Source organism: Azotobacter bryophylli (assembly GCF_042643485.1).
Classification (GTDB): Bacteria; Pseudomonadota; Gammaproteobacteria; order Pseudomonadales; family Pseudomonadaceae; genus Azotobacter; species Azotobacter bryophylli.
Map to the genome: position 1 here is coordinate 1 of NZ_JBHRSJ010000009.1, position 15718 is coordinate 15718.

General features: G+C 73.0%; 9 protein-coding genes. All 9 read left to right on the plus strand.

All coding sequences use genetic code 11. From position 1 onward, the window contains the following. A partial coding sequence (gene bcsA / locus ACFOJE_RS05075) for a UDP-forming cellulose synthase catalytic subunit (protein WP_377813199.1) occupies positions 1-2210 on the plus strand: 2210 nt, incomplete at its 5' end. After that, positions 2207-4513 (plus strand): cellulose biosynthesis cyclic di-GMP-binding regulatory protein BcsB, encoded by a 2307-nt coding sequence (bcsB, locus tag ACFOJE_RS05080; protein ID WP_377813200.1) that lies wholly within the window; start codon positions 2207-2209, stop codon positions 4511-4513. The genes bcsA and bcsB, both read left to right, overlap by 4 nt. Before the next feature lie 2 nt (positions 4514-4515). Beyond that, on the plus strand, positions 4516-5619 hold the full coding sequence (gene bcsZ, locus ACFOJE_RS05085; RefSeq protein ID WP_377813201.1) for a cellulose synthase complex periplasmic endoglucanase BcsZ: 1104 nt from the start codon (positions 4516-4518) through the stop codon (positions 5617-5619). After that, the gene (gene bcsC, locus ACFOJE_RS05090) at positions 5607-9107 is read left to right on the plus strand and encodes a cellulose synthase complex outer membrane protein BcsC (protein WP_377813202.1); all 3501 of its coding nucleotides are present in this window, start codon (positions 5607-5609) and stop codon (positions 9105-9107) included. The genes bcsZ and bcsC overlap by 13 nt, the downstream gene beginning before the upstream one ends. 90 nt (positions 9108-9197) lie before the next feature. Beyond that, positions 9198-9938 (plus strand): osmolarity response regulator transcription factor OmpR, encoded by a 741-nt coding sequence (gene ompR, locus ACFOJE_RS05095; protein ID WP_377813203.1) that lies wholly within the window; start codon positions 9198-9200, stop codon positions 9936-9938. Positions 9939-10020: 82 nt separating this feature from the next. Continuing rightward, positions 10021-11334, plus strand: a complete 1314-nt coding sequence (locus ACFOJE_RS05100; RefSeq protein WP_377813204.1) for an ATP-binding protein — start codon at positions 10021-10023, stop codon at positions 11332-11334. A gap of 128 nt (positions 11335-11462) precedes the next feature. Further along, a complete protein-coding gene (locus ACFOJE_RS05105; protein ID WP_377813205.1) occupies positions 11463-12266 on the plus strand; it encodes an efflux RND transporter periplasmic adaptor subunit in 804 nt (267 codons plus the stop codon). Beyond that, positions 12263-13579, plus strand: coding sequence for an efflux RND transporter periplasmic adaptor subunit (locus ACFOJE_RS05110; RefSeq protein WP_377813206.1), 1317 nt, complete (start codon positions 12263-12265; stop codon positions 13577-13579). The genes ACFOJE_RS05105 and ACFOJE_RS05110 overlap by 4 nt, the downstream gene beginning before the upstream one ends. Next, positions 13580-15676: a site-2 protease family protein gene (locus ACFOJE_RS05115; RefSeq protein ID WP_377813207.1), complete on the plus strand. Its 2097-nt coding sequence runs from the start codon at positions 13580-13582 to the stop codon at positions 15674-15676. It begins immediately after the preceding gene. Positions 15677-15718 lie beyond the last annotated feature (42 nt).

The following is a 15718-nucleotide window of genomic DNA, read 5'->3' on the forward strand; positions in this document are numbered from 1 at the left end:
GCGCCGAGGCCGGCCTGCGGCGCAGCTCGCCCGCCGGCCGGCGGGCCGCGCTGGTGCTGGCCGGCGGGCTCGCCCTGGTGCTGGCCTTGCTGTGCATCACCGAGCCCTTCGGCTACCTGGCGCAGGTGGTCTTCGTCCTGCTGCTGTGGAGCCTGGCCATGCTGGTGCGGCGCCTGCCGGGGCGCTTCCCCGTGCTGCTGCTGGTGATGCTGTCGGTGATCGTCTCCTGCCGCTACCTGTGGTGGCGCTACACCGCGACCCTGAACTGGAGCCACAGCCTCGACCTGATCTGCGGCCTGGTCCTGCTGGCGGCGGAGACCTACTCCTGGCTGATCCTGATGCTCGGCTACGCGCAGACCTGCTGGCCGCTCCACCGCCAGCCGGCACAGCTGCCGGCGGACCCGAGCCTGTGGCCGCGGGTCGATTTGCTGATCCCCACCTACAACGAGGATCTGGCGGTGGTGCGCAACACCGTGTACGCCGCCCTCGCCCTCGACTGGCCGGCGGACAAGCTGCGCATCTACCTCCTCGACGACGGTAAGCGCGAGAGCTTCCGCCGCTTCGCCGAGGAGGTCGGGGTCGGCTACCTGATCCGGCCGGACAACCGCCACGCCAAGGCCGGCAACCTCAACCACGCCCTCCGCCACATCGACAGCGAGCTGGTGGCGATCTTCGACTGCGACCACGTGCCGGTGCGCTCCTTCCTCCAGCTCACCGTCGGCTGGTTCCTGCTCGATCCCAAGCTGGCGCTGGTGCAGACCCCGCACCGCTTCTTCTCCCCGGACCCCTTCGAGCGCAACCTCGGCGTGTTCCGCCGCCGGCCCAACGAGGGCGAGTTGTTCTACGGCCTGGTGCAGGACGGCAACGACCTGTGGAACGCCGCCTTCTTCTGCGGTTCCTGCGCCGTGCTGCGCCGCGCCGCGCTGGATGCGATCGGCGGCTTCGCCGTGGAGACCGTCACCGAGGACGCCCACACCGCCCTGCGCCTGCACCGCCACGGCTGGAGCTCGGCCTACCTGCGCATCCCCCAGGCCGCCGGGCTGGCCACCGAGAGCCTGTCGGCGCACATCGCCCAGCGGGTGCGCTGGGCGCGCGGCATGGCGCAGATCTTCCGCATCGACAACCCGCTGTTCGGCCGCGGCCTGAACCTGTTCCAGCGGCTGTGCTACGCCAACGCCATGCTGCACTTCCTGGCCGGCCTGCCGCGCCTGGTGTTCCTCACCGCGCCGCTGGCCTTCCTGCTGCTGCACGCCTACATCATCTACGCGCCGGCGGCGATGATCGTGCTCCAGGTGCTGCCGCACATGGTCCACGCCAGCCTGGCCAACTCGCGGATGCAGGGCGCCTACCGGCACAGCTTCTGGGGCGAGGTGTACGAGACGGTGCTGGCCTGGTACATCGCCTGGCCGACCACCCTGGCGCTGATCGATCCGAGCAAGGGCAAGTTCAACGTCACCGTCAAGGGTGGGATGATGGCCAAGGACCAGTTCGACTGGCGCACCGCCTGGCCCTACCTGGCCCTCGCCGCGATCAACTTCCTCGGCCTCGGCTTCGCCGCCTGGCGCCTGGGTTACGGCCCCGCGAACGAGCGGGCCACGGTGCTGGTCAGCGCCCTGTGGGTGACCTACAACCTGCTGATCATCGGCGCCGCCGTGGCGGTGGCCGCCGAGGTGCGGCAGATCCGCCAGAACCACCGAGTGCCGGCGCGCCTGCCGGCGGCGCTGCGCCTGGCCGATGGCCGGCTGTTCAGCGGCGTGCTGCTCGACTATTCCAGCGGCGGCGCCGGCATCGAGCTGCCGCTGGAGCTCCAGCTCAAGGCGGAGACCCCGGTCTGGCTGCTGCTGCACCGCGGCACGCGCGAGTTCGCCTTCGCCGGCCGGCTGACCCACTGCCTCGGCCAGCACCTGGGCATCCGCTTCGACGAGCTGTCCCGGCAGCAGCAGATCGACCTGGTGCAGTGCACCTTCGCCCGCGCCGACGCCTGGCTCGACTGGTACCGGGAGCAGGACGAGGAGCGCCTGCTGGGCAACTTCCTCGACGTCCTGTCCCTGGGACTGCACGGCTACGTGCGCCTGGTCGAGCACGCCCCGCAGCCGATCCGCCCGCTGCTGGAGCGGCTGCTGCGGTCGCTGCGCTGGTGCGCCAGCTTCCTGCCCCGTGCGCCTCGCACCTCCAACCAACAATTCTCTTCGCGAGCCCTGCCCGTATGACCCTGTCGCTCAAGCCTTGGATGGCCGCCCTCGTTCTGTCCGCCGCGACCCAGGCCGCGCCGGCCGCCACCGTGAGGGCTCCGGCCGTTCCGGCGCCCTCGGCGCCCGTCGCCGTTCCCGCCGCGCCGGCCGCCGATCTGCCGCCGGTCTGGCAGCGCAGCCGGCGCCTGAGCGACCTGGGCTACGCCAGCGACGTGATGCTGCTGGGCATCCGCAACAGCCAGCAGATCGAGTTCGGCCTGCGCCGCGACCGGCTGGTCAGTGCCGCGCGCCTGAGCCTGGAGTTCACCCCGTCGCCATCGCTGATCCCGGGGCTGTCGCACCTGCGGGTCTACCTCAACGACCGCCTGATGGGCGTGCTCGGCGTCGACCACGACCGGCCCGGCCAGGCCCAGCGCGGCGAGCTGGCCCTCGACCCGCGCCTGCTCGGCGACTTCAACCGCCTGCGCCTGGAGTTCGTCGGGCACTACGCGGAAGCCTGCGAGGACCCGGCCAACAGCGCCCTGTGGCTGAGTGTCAGCCGCGACAGCGCGATCCTGCTCGACGAGCAGGCGCTCAGCCTGCCCGGCGACCTGGCGCACTTCCCGGCGCCGTTCTTCGACGGCCAGGACAACGCCGCCCTGGAGCTGCCGGTGGTGTTCGCCGGCGCGCCGGGGCTCGGCGAGCAGCGCGCCGCGGCAGTGCTCGCGTCCTACTTCGGCAGCCTGGCGGGCTGGCGCGGCGCGCGCTTCCCGGCGCTGTTCGACCGCCTGCCGGAGGCCGGCGACAAGCCGCCGCGGGCCGCCGTGGCGTTCGCCACCAATGACCGGCGCCCGACCTTCCTCGCCGACGCCGCGCGCTTCCCGGCGGTCGACGGGCCGGTGCTGGAGCTGATCGACCATCCGGACAACCCCTATACCAAGCTGCTCTTGGTGCGCGGCCGCGACGACGCCGACCTGCTGCGCGCGGTCGAGGCCCTGGCCCTCGGCGGCCCGCTGCTGCGCGGCAGCCGCGTGGCCGTCGGCGAGCTGCCGCCGCCGGCGCCGCGCCAGCCCTACGACGCGCCGAACTGGACGCCCACCGACCGCCCGGTGCGTTTCGCCGAGCTGCTCGACTACCCGCAGCAGCTGCAGGTCAGCGGCCTGCAGCCGCCGCCTGTCGGACTCGATATCAATCTGCCGCCGGACCTGTTCGTCTGGCGCAACCAGGGCATTCCCCTGCGTACCCAGTACCGCTACAGCGTGCCCGGCAACCCCGAGGATTCGCGGCTGAACATCCGCCTCAACGACCAGTTCCTGACCAGCCTGGAGCTGCGCGGCCGCGAGCAGCGCAGCGAGCTGGAGGAACTGCGTCTGGCGGTGCGCGGCGGCGACTCCGGCAGCGAGAGCAGCGACCTGCTGGTGCCTTCGCTGAAGGTCGGCGACCGCAACCGCCTGAGCTTTTCCTTCGATTTCGCCAGCGTCTCGGCCAGTGCCCAGCGCGACCGCTGCCTGACCAACCTGCCGGTGGCGATGCACGGCGCCATCGACGATAACTCGACCATCGACCTGTCCGGCTACCACCACTACATGGCCCTGCCCGACCTGCGCGCCTTCGCCCGCAGCGGCTTCCCCTTCAGCCGCATGGCCGACCTCTCCGAGACCCTGGTGCTGGTGCCGCGCGAGGCGCACGAGGAGCAGGTGGCGACCCTGCTCGAAACCCTCGGCGGGATCGGCGCGCAGATCGGCTATCCGGCCTTCGGCGTGCGCCTGACCGACGACTGGCAGGTGGCCGCGCAGACCGACGCCGATCTGCTGCTGCTCGGCGACTGGCCGCAGGCGCTGCGCGAGCGCGCCGACCTCGAGGTGAAGCTGGCGGCGCCCTACGACCGGTTGCTCGCCGGCCGGGCGGTGCGGGCGCAGCCCACCGGCCGGCAGCTCGAGGGCGGGGTCGCGCCGCAGGCGGCGGTGGAGATCGCCGCCGAGGCGCCGATCGCCGCGGTGGTGGGCATGCAGTCGCCGCAGCACGTCGGGCGCAGCATCGTCGCCCTGCTCGCCGCGCAGCCGGCCGACTACGCCCTGCTGCGCGGCGCCCTGGCCGACAGCGGCTCGCGCGAGGCGCTGGCCGGTTCGCTGGCGCTGATCCGCAGCAGCGGGGTGAGCAGCCAGTTCGTCGGCGAGCCGTATTACGTCGGCCAGCTGCCGTGGTGGCTGCTGCTCTGGTTCCACCTGACCGGCCATCCGGTGCTGATGGCCGCGGTGGCGGCGCTGACCATCGTGCTCGGCGCCGTGCTGGTCTGGGTCCTGCTGCGCGCCGTGGCGCGCCGCCGCCTGGAGAAGGCTTGAACATGGGACGCTGGCTCTGTGCCGTGCTGCTCGCCCTGACGATCCTGCCGGCGGGCGCCGCCGACTGCGCCTGGCCGGCCTGGCAGCGCTTCCGCGAGGCGCTGGTGAGCGCCGACGGACGGGTGATCGACCGCTCCTCGCCGCGCCAGGTCACCACCTCGGAAGGGCAGGCCTACGCGCTGTTCTTCGCTCTGGTGGCCGACGACCGCGACGGCTTCGCCCGCCTGCTGCGCTGGACCGAGAGCAACCTGGCCGGCGGCGACCTGCGCCGCCACCTGCCGGCCTGGCAGTGGGGCAGGGCCGACGACGGCCGCTGGCGGGTGCTGGACGACAACAACGCCAGCGACGCCGACCTGTGGCTGGCCTACAGCCTGCTCGAGGCCGGCCGTCTGTGGCGGCGGCCGGACTACGCCCGGCTCGGCCAGGACCTGCTCTGGCGCAGCGCGGCGCAGACCCTGCAGCCGTTGCCGGGGCTTGGCCTGATGCTGCTGCCGGGCGACCGCGGCTTCGTCTCCGAGGCCGGCTGGCGGCTCAACCCCAGCTACCTGCCGCCGCAGCTCCTGCAGCGCTTCGCCGACCTGGCGCCGGTCTGGGCCGAGCTGGCCGACAATACCGCCCGACTGCTGCGCGAGGGCGCGCCCAAGGGCCTGGCCCCCGACTGGCTGCTGTGGCGGCGCGGGCAGGGCTGGGCCGCCGATCCCGAGCACGGCAGCGAGGGCGACTACGACGCCATCCGCGTCTACCTGTGGCTGGGCATGCTGGCCGACGAGGCGCCCGGCCGCGCCGCGCTGCAGAAGCACTTCGCGCCCATGGTCGAGCTGGTCGCCGCCCGCGGCACGCCGCCGGAGCGCATCGACGCCGCCGACGGCCGCGCCGAAGGGCAGGGCCCGGTGGGCTTCTCCGCCGCCCTGCTGCCGCTGCTGGCGCGCCTGGAACCGGCCGCCCACGCCCTCCAGCGCGAGCGTCTGGTTCATCAGCCGGCGGCCGCGGACGCCTACTACGACCAGGTGCTGACCCTGTTCGGCGGCGGCTGGGACGACGGCCGCTTCCGCTTCGCCGGCGACGGTCGCCTGCTGCCGGCCTGGGAGTCGACATGCGCACGCTAGCCCCGCTGCTGCTCTGCGCGGCGCTGCTGCCGCCTGCCGCGGCGCAGCCGCGCGCCCTCTCGGCCGACGAGCAGCGCGCCTGGCTGCTCGGCCAGGTCCGTCTGGGCGAGGCGCTGGAGCGCGACGATCTGGTCGACGGCGCCCTCGAGCGCCTGCAGGAGCTGCAGAGCGACGATCCCGAGGCCGAGCTCGCCGCGGCGCGCCTGGCGATCCGCCGCGGCGACCTGGAAGCGGCGCGCCGCGACCTCGACGGACTGCTGCACCAGGCGCCCGAATCGCCCGCCGGACGGCAGGCGCGGGTGCTGCTCAGGCTGGCCGAACCGGAGGGCCGCCAGGCCCTGCAGGAGGCCCGCCTGCTGGCCGCCAGCGGGCGCCTGGCCGAGGCCCGCGCGGCTTACGACCGTCTCCTCGAAGGCCAGCCGCCGAGTCTCGAACTGGCGCTGGAGTACTGGCGCCTGCGCAGCCGCCAGGACGGCGAGCGTGCCCTGGCGGTGGAACGGCTCGGCGAGCTGGAGCGGCTCTACCCGGAGCACGCCGGCCTGCACCAGACCCTGGCCGATCTGCTGTTCGACGAAGGCCGCCCCGACGAGGCCCGGCGCCTGCTCCACGAACTGGCCGCGGACCCGCAGGCGAGCAAGGCCGCCTCGCAGCGCGAATACCAGTATCTCGCCGAGCAGCCGGCGAGCGCCGCCAGCGTCGCCGCCTGGCAGGAGTTCGTCCGGCGCTACCCGGATTCGCCGCTGCTGGCCGAGGCGCGGGCGACCCTCGACGCCCAGCGCCGGCTGATCGCCGACCCGGCCTGGCAGGCCGGCCAGCGCGGCCTGGCGCTGCTGGAGCAGGGCGATGCGCCGGGTGCCGAAGCCGAGCTGCGCCGCGCCCTGCGCGGCCGGCCGGAGGATGCCGGGCTGCACGGGGCGCTGGGTCTGGCGCTGGTGCGCCAGGGCCGTCACGGCGAAGCCCTGGGCGCTTTCGCCGAGGCGCACCGGCTGGAGCAGAACACCCGGCTGATCGACAAGTGGCGCGATCTCTACGATTCCACCCGCTACTGGGCGCTGCTGGAGCAGGCCGAATCGGCGCCGCCGGAGCAGGCCGCCTCGCTCTACCGTCTGGCCCGCCAGCTGCGCCCGCAGGGCCCCGAGGCGCTGGTCGGCCTGGCCGCTCTGGCGCAGGCCCGCGGGCAGGCGGCCGAGGCCGAGAGCCTGCTGCTGCAGGCCTATCGCCTGGAGCCGGGCAACCGCGCGACCCTGTGGGGCCTGTTCAAGCTGTACCGCAGCCAGTCGGCGGAGCGCGCGCTGGCCTTCCTGGACAGCCTGCCGCCCGACCAGCAGGCGCCCTTCGCCGACGCCCAGCGCGGGCTGCGCGGCGAGCGCCTGCAGGCCGAGGCCGAAGCCGCCGCCGCGCGCGGCGACCTGCGGCGCGTCGGCGAACTGCTGACGGCGGCGCGGCGCCTGACGCCGGACGATCCCTGGCTGGCCTACCGGCTGGCCGGCAACCTGCGCGAGCAGGGCCGGCCGGCCACGGCCGACGCGGTGTTCGCCGATCTGCTGGAGCGGCGGGGCGGCGACCCGCAGGCGCGCTATGCCCATGCCCTGTACCTTTCCTCCGGCGAGCGCGACGACGAGGCCCTGGCCAGCCTGGCGGCGTTGCCGCGCAGCGCCTGGGACGAAGGCATCGGGCAACTGGCCGCGCGCCTGCGCCACCGCCAGCTGCTGGCCCGCGCCGAGGCCCTGCGCGCCGCCGGGCAGGAGCCGGCCGCCATCGCCCTGCTCGAAGGGCAGGCCGAGATCGCCGACGACGATCTGCTGCGCCTGGCCGACTGGGCCCGGCAGCGCGACCAGCCGGGCGCGGCGCTGGAGTATTTCCAGCGGGTGCTGCAGCGCGATCCGCAGCAGCCGGAGGCGCGCCTCGGTCGCATCGAGAGCTGGATCGACCTCGGCTGGCTGGGGCCGGCCCGCCGCGAGCTGCTCCGCTCGCCGCCGGCGTTCGCCGCCGACCAGCGCAACGCCCGCCGCCGGCTGGCCAACGCCTGGGCCGCGGTGGGCGAGCCGGCGCGTGGCCGGGAGCTGTTCGAGCAGCTGCTGGCCGAGCCGGTCGCCGACGATCCGCTGCTGCTGCGCGACGCGGCGCGGCTGCAGGAGGGCCCGGCGCCGCAGCGCGCCCTCGACCTCTACGCCCGCGCCCTGCAGGCCACCGGCGCGCTGACCCCGGAGCAGGCGGCGCCGCGCGACGACCGCGCGCTGACCCGCGCCAGCCGGCCGCAGGAGGGCGACGACTGGCTCGCGCGCAGCCTGCGCGGCTCGGTCGATACCCTCTACCAGGCGCAGAACCCGACCCTGCGCGTGCAGCACGACTTCGGCTGGCGGAATGGTAAGGTAACCCCCGGGATATCCGACCTGAAGTTCGATACCACCATACTCCAGCTCGACCTGCCGCTGGCCAGCGGACGGGCCTTCCTGCGCGCAGAGGAAGTGCAGATGGACGCTGGCCGCTTCAAGACCGAGGATGATGGAACGCATACAGAGCGTTTCGGTACTTGTGATATCCGCAATACAGGCTTGAAGGACTGTCAGGGCACCCATCCGAGGGACAGTGGTACCACCGTGGCGGTCGGCTGGCAGAACGAGCGCTGGTCCGTCGATCTCGGCCACTCGCCTCTGGGTTTCACGGTCGGCAACTGGCTGGGCGGGGCCAGCTATTCCTGGGACTACGCCGGCCTGGGCTGGACGTTGACCGCCTCGCGCCGGCCACTGACCAACTCGCTCTTGTCCTACGCCGGCGCCGTCGACCCGCGCACCGGCACCCACTGGGGCGGGGTCACCGCCAGCGGCGCCAGCCTCGGCCTGAGCTACGACCACGGCGGCCGCCACGGCGTCTGGGCCGACTTCGGCCAGCACTGGCTGCGCGGGCTGAACGTCGCCGACAACCGGCGCACCCGGGTGATGAGCGGCTACTACTACAAGCTGGTCGACCGGGTCGACCAGCGCCTGCGCATCGGCACCAACGCCATGTTCTGGCACTTCGACAAGGACCTCGGCGACTACAGCCTCGGCCAGGGCGGCTACTACAGCCCGCAGCGCTGGTTCTCGGTGGGCCTGCCGGTTACCTATGCCTGGCGTAACGCCGACTGGTCGCTGCTGCTGGAAGGGGCGGTGAGCCGCTCGTGGTCGCACAGCAGCTCCAGCGAGTACTACCCGCTGAGCGGGCTGGTGACCGACCTGGCGGCACAGAGCGGGCTCGACCCGCAGGCCCTGGCCGCGGCCAACGTCCGCCAGGGGGGCAACGGCGGCACCCTCGGCTACCGCTTCGGCGGCAAGCTGGAGCGCCGCCTGAGCGATCACTGGGTGCTCGGCGGCGGCTTCGAGTGGCAGCACAGCCCGGACTACGCCCCCAGCCAGGCGCAGGTCTACCTGCGCTACACCTTCGAGCCCTGGCAGGGCGCCCTGCCGTCCGGCACCGACTCGCTGCAGGCCTACGGCGACTTCAAGTGAGGGAAGGGGCGTAAAATCTGCTAACAATGCCCGGGCGCGCCTCGAAGGCGCCTGGGTCATAATCGGCCGGATGGTTTCCGAGGAGTTTCGATGAGTCCTACCAGCAGCGCCCAGTCCGAAGGCGAAAAGATTCTCGTCGTCGACGACGATCCCCGTCTGCGCCGCCTGCTCGAGCGTTTCCTCGCCGAGCAGGGCTACCGCGTGCGCGCGGTGGAGAACGTCGAGCAGATGGACCGCATGCTCGGCCGCGAGCTGTTCAACCTGGTGGTGCTCGACCTGATGCTGCCCGGCGAGGACGGCCTGTCCGCCTGCCGTCGCCTGCGCGAAGGCGGCAACCAGGTGCCGATCATCATGCTCACCGCCAAGGGCGACGAGTCCAGCCGCATCCACGGCCTGGAGATGGGCGCCGACGACTACCTGGCCAAGCCGTTCAACCCGCGCGAGCTGCTGGCGCGGATCAAGGCGGTGCTGCGCCGCCAGGCGCCGCTGGTGCCCGGCGCGCCGGCCAGCGAGGACGAGGTGGTGACCTTCGGCGACTACCAGCTGTCCCTGGCCACCCGCGAGCTGAAGAAGGGCGACCAGGTGCACATGCTGACCACCGGCGAGTTCGCCGTGCTCAAGGCGCTGGTGCAGCACGCCCGCGAGCCGCTGACCCGCGACAAGCTGATGAACCTGGCCCGCGGCCGCGAGTGGGACGCCCTGGAGCGCTCCATCGACGTGCAGATCTCCCGCCTGCGCCGGATGATCGAGCCGGACCCGTCCAAGCCGCGCTACATCCAGACGGTCTGGGGCGTCGGCTACGTCTTCGTGCCGGACGGCGTCAAGGCGTAGGCTGGCGCGTTCCTCTCCATCCTCCGACAGGGCGACGCTCCCGGCTGGGCGCCGCCGATCCCGTGACTGCCTGGTTCCATCGATGAAAACCCCGGTCTGGTTCCCGCAAAGCTTCTTCGCCCGCACCCTGTGGATGGTGCTGATCGTGGTGCTGTTCTCCAAGGTGCTGACCGTGGTCTACCTGATGATGAACGAGGACCTCCTGGTCGACCGCCAGTACAGCCACGGCGCGGCGCTGACCCTGCGCGCCTACTGGGCGGCGTCCCCCGAGGACCGCCCGCGCATCGCCACGGCGGCTGAGCTGCAGACGGTGACCCAGGAAGGCGTGCCGCCGACCGAGTACCACTGGCCCTACAGCGAGATCTTCCAGCGCCAGATGCAGGAGGAGCTGGGGCCGGACACCCAGGTACGGGTGCGTGGGCAGCCCACCCCGGCGCTCTGGGTGATGGCACCGAGCCTCGGGGCGGACTGGATCCGCGTGCCCATGTACCCGCACCCGCTGCGCGGCCAGCGGATCTGGAACGTGCTCGGCTGGTTCCTCGGCATCGGCCTCCTGTCCACCGCGGCTTCCTGGATCTTCGTCCGCCTCCTGAGCGCTCCGCTCAAGCAGCTGGTGTCCGCCGCCCGGCAGATCGGCCAGGGCCGCAGCGTGCGCCTGCCGGTCAGCGACAGCCCGAGCGAGATGACCGAGCTGTACCGCGCCTTCAACCAGATGTCCGAGGACGTCGAGCAGGCCGGCCGCGAGCGCGAGCTGATGCTCGCCGGCGTGTCCCACGACCTGCGCACGCCACTGACCCGGCTGCGCCTTTCCCTGGAACTGCTCGGCGGCGACTCCGAACTGACCGAGGACATGGTCCGCGACATCGAGGACATGGACGCCATCCTCGACCAGTTCCTCGCCTTCATCCGCGACGGCCGCGACGAGCCGCTGGAGACCCTCGACCTCGGCGAGCTGGTGCGCGAGGTGGCGGCGCCGTTCAACCAGGGCGGGCAGAGCGTGCGCCTGTGCCTGAAGCCGATCCCGCCGTTCCCCCTGCGCCGGGTATCGATCAAGCGCCTCTTGGCCAACCTGATCCAGAACGCCCTGCGCCACGGCGGCGAGCAGGTCGAGGTGGCCGCCTACGTGGCCGGCGACCACAGCGCGCCCTACGTGGTCCTCAGCGTGCTGGACCGCGGCCCCGGCATCGACGCGGCGGAAATGGGCGAGATCTTCAATCCCTTCATCCGTGGCGACCGCGCCCGCGGCGGCAAGGGCACCGGCCTGGGTCTGGCCATCGTCAAGCGCATCGCCGCCCAGCACGGCGGCAGCGTCGAGCTGCGCAACCGCCCCGGCGGCGGCCTGGAGGCGCGGGTGCGCCTGCCCCTCGGACTGATGCTGCCGCGCGACGCGGACTGATCGGCGCTCGGCGGTAGGGCAAAGTCCCAAGAGATGTGGCGTTTTGCCGCATACCAAGGTGCTATGGCTACTTGCCACTGTTAGCCCCTTCAGTAGACTGCGCGCGTCATCTCCCGCAGGGAACGCGCATGTTCAGATCGATCCTCACAGCTTCCGCCGCCTGCTGTCTTCTCGCCAGCGGAGCCGCCCGCGCCGAGGCGCCGGCCGAGGCCGTGGCGTTGGCCGATCCCCTGCTGTCATCGCCTCCCGCGGAGGCTTCGAACGCTTCGGCGGACGAGGCGCGCGGCGTGCTGCGCGCCCGTGACCAGGCCATGCTGTCCGGCGAGCTGGCCGGGCGCATCCTGGAGATGCCCTTCGCCGAGGGGCAGTCCTTCGACAAGGGCGACGTGCTGGTGCGTTTCGACTGCAGCGCCTACCAGGCCCAGCTGCGCGCCGCCGAGGCGGGAACGCGCGCCGCCGGCGAGGAGCTGGCGCACAACCGCCAGCTGGCCTCCTACAACTCGGTGGGCCGTTTCGAGGTGGCGCTGGCCGAGGCGCGGCACGCCGAGGCCCAGGCCCAGGCCCAGGTCCATCAGGTGCAGGTCAAGCGCTGCACGCTGAACGCGCCCTTCGCCGGGCGGGTGGTGGCGCGCAAGGTCCAGCCCCATGAGAGCGTCGCGGCCGGCACGCCGCTGCTGGAGGTGGTGGACAACCGCAGCCTGGAGATCCACCTGCTGATCCCCTCGCGCTGGCTGAGCCGTTTCCGGCCCGGCGACGCCTTCACCTTCACCCCCGACGAGACCGGTCAGCCGCTGCGTGCCGAGGTCAAGCGGCTCGGTGCGCGGATCGACGAGGGCAGCCAGATGCTGCTGCTGATCGGCAGCCTGCCGGCCGATGCCCAGGGCCTGCTGGCCGGCATGAGCGGCACGGCGTGCTTCTCGGCCAAGCCATGAACGCCCCTGCCGCCCAGGCCGAGCAGATCTTCGCCCAGTTCCTCCTGCTCGAGCGTCAGGCCCGGGCGGCAGCGGACAGCGGGCAACTGGCCTACGCCCTGGTCAACGACGGCCAGGCGCTGTTCGGCTTCCGTCATGCCGCGCTGCTGATCGCCGGTCGGGTGCGCGCGCTCAGCGGCGTCAGCCAGGTGGAGCCCAACGCGCCCTTCGTGGCCTTCGTCGAGCGTGCCGCGGCGCAATTGCTGGCCCAGGGACGGCAGGCGGATGCCGGGGTGGTGGTCCCCTCCTGGCTGGACGCCCAGACCCAGGCCGACTGGCGCGAGCTGTCCGCCGCCGAAGCCTTCTGGCTGCCCTTCAAGGACCGCCGCGACGAGGTCTTCGGCGGTCTCTGGCTGGCTCGCGAGCGGGCCTGGAGTCCGGCCGAGCAGGCGCTGCTGGCCCAGCTCGGCGACACCTACGCCCACGCCTGGCTGGCCTTGCAGCCGCGCCAACCGTGGCGTCTGCGCTGGCCGCGCCGCCGCCTGCTGGCGCTGGGGGCGGCGCTGTCGCTCGGCCTGCTGCTGCCGGTGCGCCAATCGGTGCTGGCGCCGGCCGAGGTCGTGCCGCTCGGCGGCCGGGTGGTGGCCGCGCCGCTGGACGGGGTGGTCGGCGAATTCCTGGTCAAGCCCAACCAGCCGGTGCGCGCCGGCGACCTGCTGCTGCGTTTCGACGACACCACCCTCAGGGCGCAGGCCGACGTCGCCGAGCGGGCGCTGGGCGTGGCCGAGGCGGAACTCAAGGCCAATGCCCAGCGCGCTTTCGCCGACGCCGAGTCGAGCGCACGCCTGGATCTGCTGGCCGCGCGGGTCGAGCAGAAGCGCGCCGAGCGGGATTACGCCCGCGATCTGCTGGCGCGCAGCGAGTTGCGCGCCGAGCGCGACGGTATCGCGGTGTTCGCCGACGCCGAGCGCTGGACCGGCAAGCCGGTGCAGACCGGCGAGCGCCTGCTGGAGCTCGCCGATCCGGCTCAGGCCGAGCTGCGCATTGAGCTGCCGGTGGGCGACGCCATCGATCTGGCGCCGGGCGCCGAAGTCGCCCTGTTCCTCGACAGCGACCCGCTGCACCGCCACGAGGCCCGTCTGGAGCGCCAGGCCTACGAGGCCGAGACCTCGGCCGCCGGCCAACTGGCCTACCGGCTGGATGCCTCTTTCGCCGCGGCGGCGCCGCGCATCGGCCTGCGCGGCACCGCCAAGCTGTACGGCGAGCGGGTGCCGCTGGGGCTGTTCCTGCTGCGCCGGCCGCTGGCCGCCCTGCGTCAGAGCGTGGGCCTGTAGATGATGCTGCCGCCCCTGCGCCCCGACCTGCAGCTCTCGTCCGCCGCCCCGGCAGCGGACGGCGCACCGCAGTGGACCCTGGCCGACCCCCTGCGCGGCCGCTATTTCAAACTGGGCGCCGATGCCATCCGCCTGCTGCGCCACTGGGCGCTGGGCGAGACGGCGCAGGTGCTGACGGCGGCCAACGCCGAGCCGGGCGCGCCGCTGGACGAGGCCATGCTGGAAGAACTGCTGCGCTTCCTGCGCGGCCACGACCTGATCGTCGGCCTGGACGCCGAGCAGCGCGCCGGCTATGCCCGCAAGGTCGCCGCCCAGCGCCAGGGGCCGCTGCAGCGCCTGCTGCACCATTACCTGTTCTTCCGCATTCCCCTGTGGCGGCCCGACCCTTTCCTCGAGCGCACCTGGCCCTGGCTGGAGCGCCACGGTCCGCGCCTGCTGCGCTACGGCCTGCCGGCGGTGGGCGGGCTCGGGCTGCTGCTGGCGGCCCGCGACTGGGAGCGCTTCGTCGCCACCTTCCCGCACCTGTTCAGCCTGGGCGGGCTGCTGGCCTTCGGCGCCGCGCTGCTGTTCGCCAAGCTCTGCCACGAGTTCGGCCACGCCTACATGGCCAAGCGCGCCGGCTGCCGTGTGCAGAGCATGGGGCTGGCCTTCATGGTCCTGCTGCCGCTGTTCTACACCGACGTCAGCGACGCCTGGCGGGTGAACGATCGCCGTTCGCGGCTCCTGATCGGCGCCGGCGGCGTGCTCGCCGAGCTGCTGCTGGCCTGCCTTGCGCTGCTGGCCTGGTCGCTGCTGCCCGACGGCCCGGCGCGCAGCGCGGCCTTCTTGCTGGCCAGCGCCACCTGGATCACCACCCTGCTGATCAACCTCAACCCCTTCATGCGTTTCGACGGCTACTTCCTGCTCAGCGACCTGTGGGGGGTGGACAATCTCCAGGCGCGGGCCTTCGCCCTCTGTCGCTGGCGTCTGCGCGAGGCGCTGTTCGGCTTCGCCGAACCGATGCCCGAGCCCTGGCCGGCCGGCCTGCGCCGGCGCCTGCTGCTGTGGGGCTACGGTGCCTGGCTGTGGCGCGCCGTGCTGTTCTTCGGCATCGCCCTGACCGTCTACCACCTGTTCTTCAAGCTGCTGGGCCTCTTCCTGATGCTGGTCGAGCTGACCTGGTTCATCGGCCTGCCGGTGTTCCACGAAGGGCGCGAATGGTGGCGCCGCCGCCAGGAGGCGCAGCGCGGCCGTAGCCTGGTCAGCGGCGCCTTGCTGTGCGCCGGACTGGCGCTGCTGGCGCTGCCCTGGCGCGGCGGCGTGGAGCTGCCGGCGGTGCTCGAGGCGTCCCGCGCCACGGCCCTGCACGCGCCGCTGCCGGCGCGCCTCAAGCGCCTGCACGTGACGGACGGCCAGACGGTGGAGCTGGGCGCCCTGCTGATCGAGCTGGAGTCGCCCGATCTGGACGCGAAACAGACCATCGCCCGCCGCGAGATCGAGCTGCTGCAGCTGCAATTGCGCCGCCAGGCCGGACGCAGCGAGACGGTGGCCGACGTCGGCGTGCTCGAACAGCGCCTGGCCGAGGCGCTGGCCGAATACCGCGGCCTGGCCGCCCAGCGCCAGCGCCTGCAACTGCGCGCCGCGCAGGCCGGCACGGTGCGCGATCTGGCGCGGGATCTGACCCCCGGCCGCTGGCTGGCGCCGCAGACGGTGCTGCTGCGGGTGGTCGAGCCCGGCCTGCGCCTGCGCGGCTATCTGGAGGAGGCGGCGCTGTGGCGGGTCGAGGCCGGAGCCGAGGGGCGCTTCGTTGCCGACGACCCGACCCGGGCGGCACTGCCGGTGCGGCTTGCCGAGGTGGATGCCACCGGCGCCGCCCACCTGGAGCTGGAGGCCCTCGCCTCGGACCGGGGCGGCCCCATCGCCGTGCGCCGCGATGAGCAGCAGCGGGCCGTGCCCGTGCAGGGGCAGTACGGCGTCAGGCTGGAATTGCGGGATGCCTTCCCCGCACCGGTCCGTCCCCTGCGTGGGGTGGTGGTGCTGGAAGGCGAGGGAGAGTCGTTGCTGGGGCTCGTCGGGAGACGGCTGGCGGCGCTGGGAATCCGCGAGAGCGGCTTCTGAGCCGCAGTGCCTGCCGCGACGAGGCGGCAGGCGGTGGTGAGG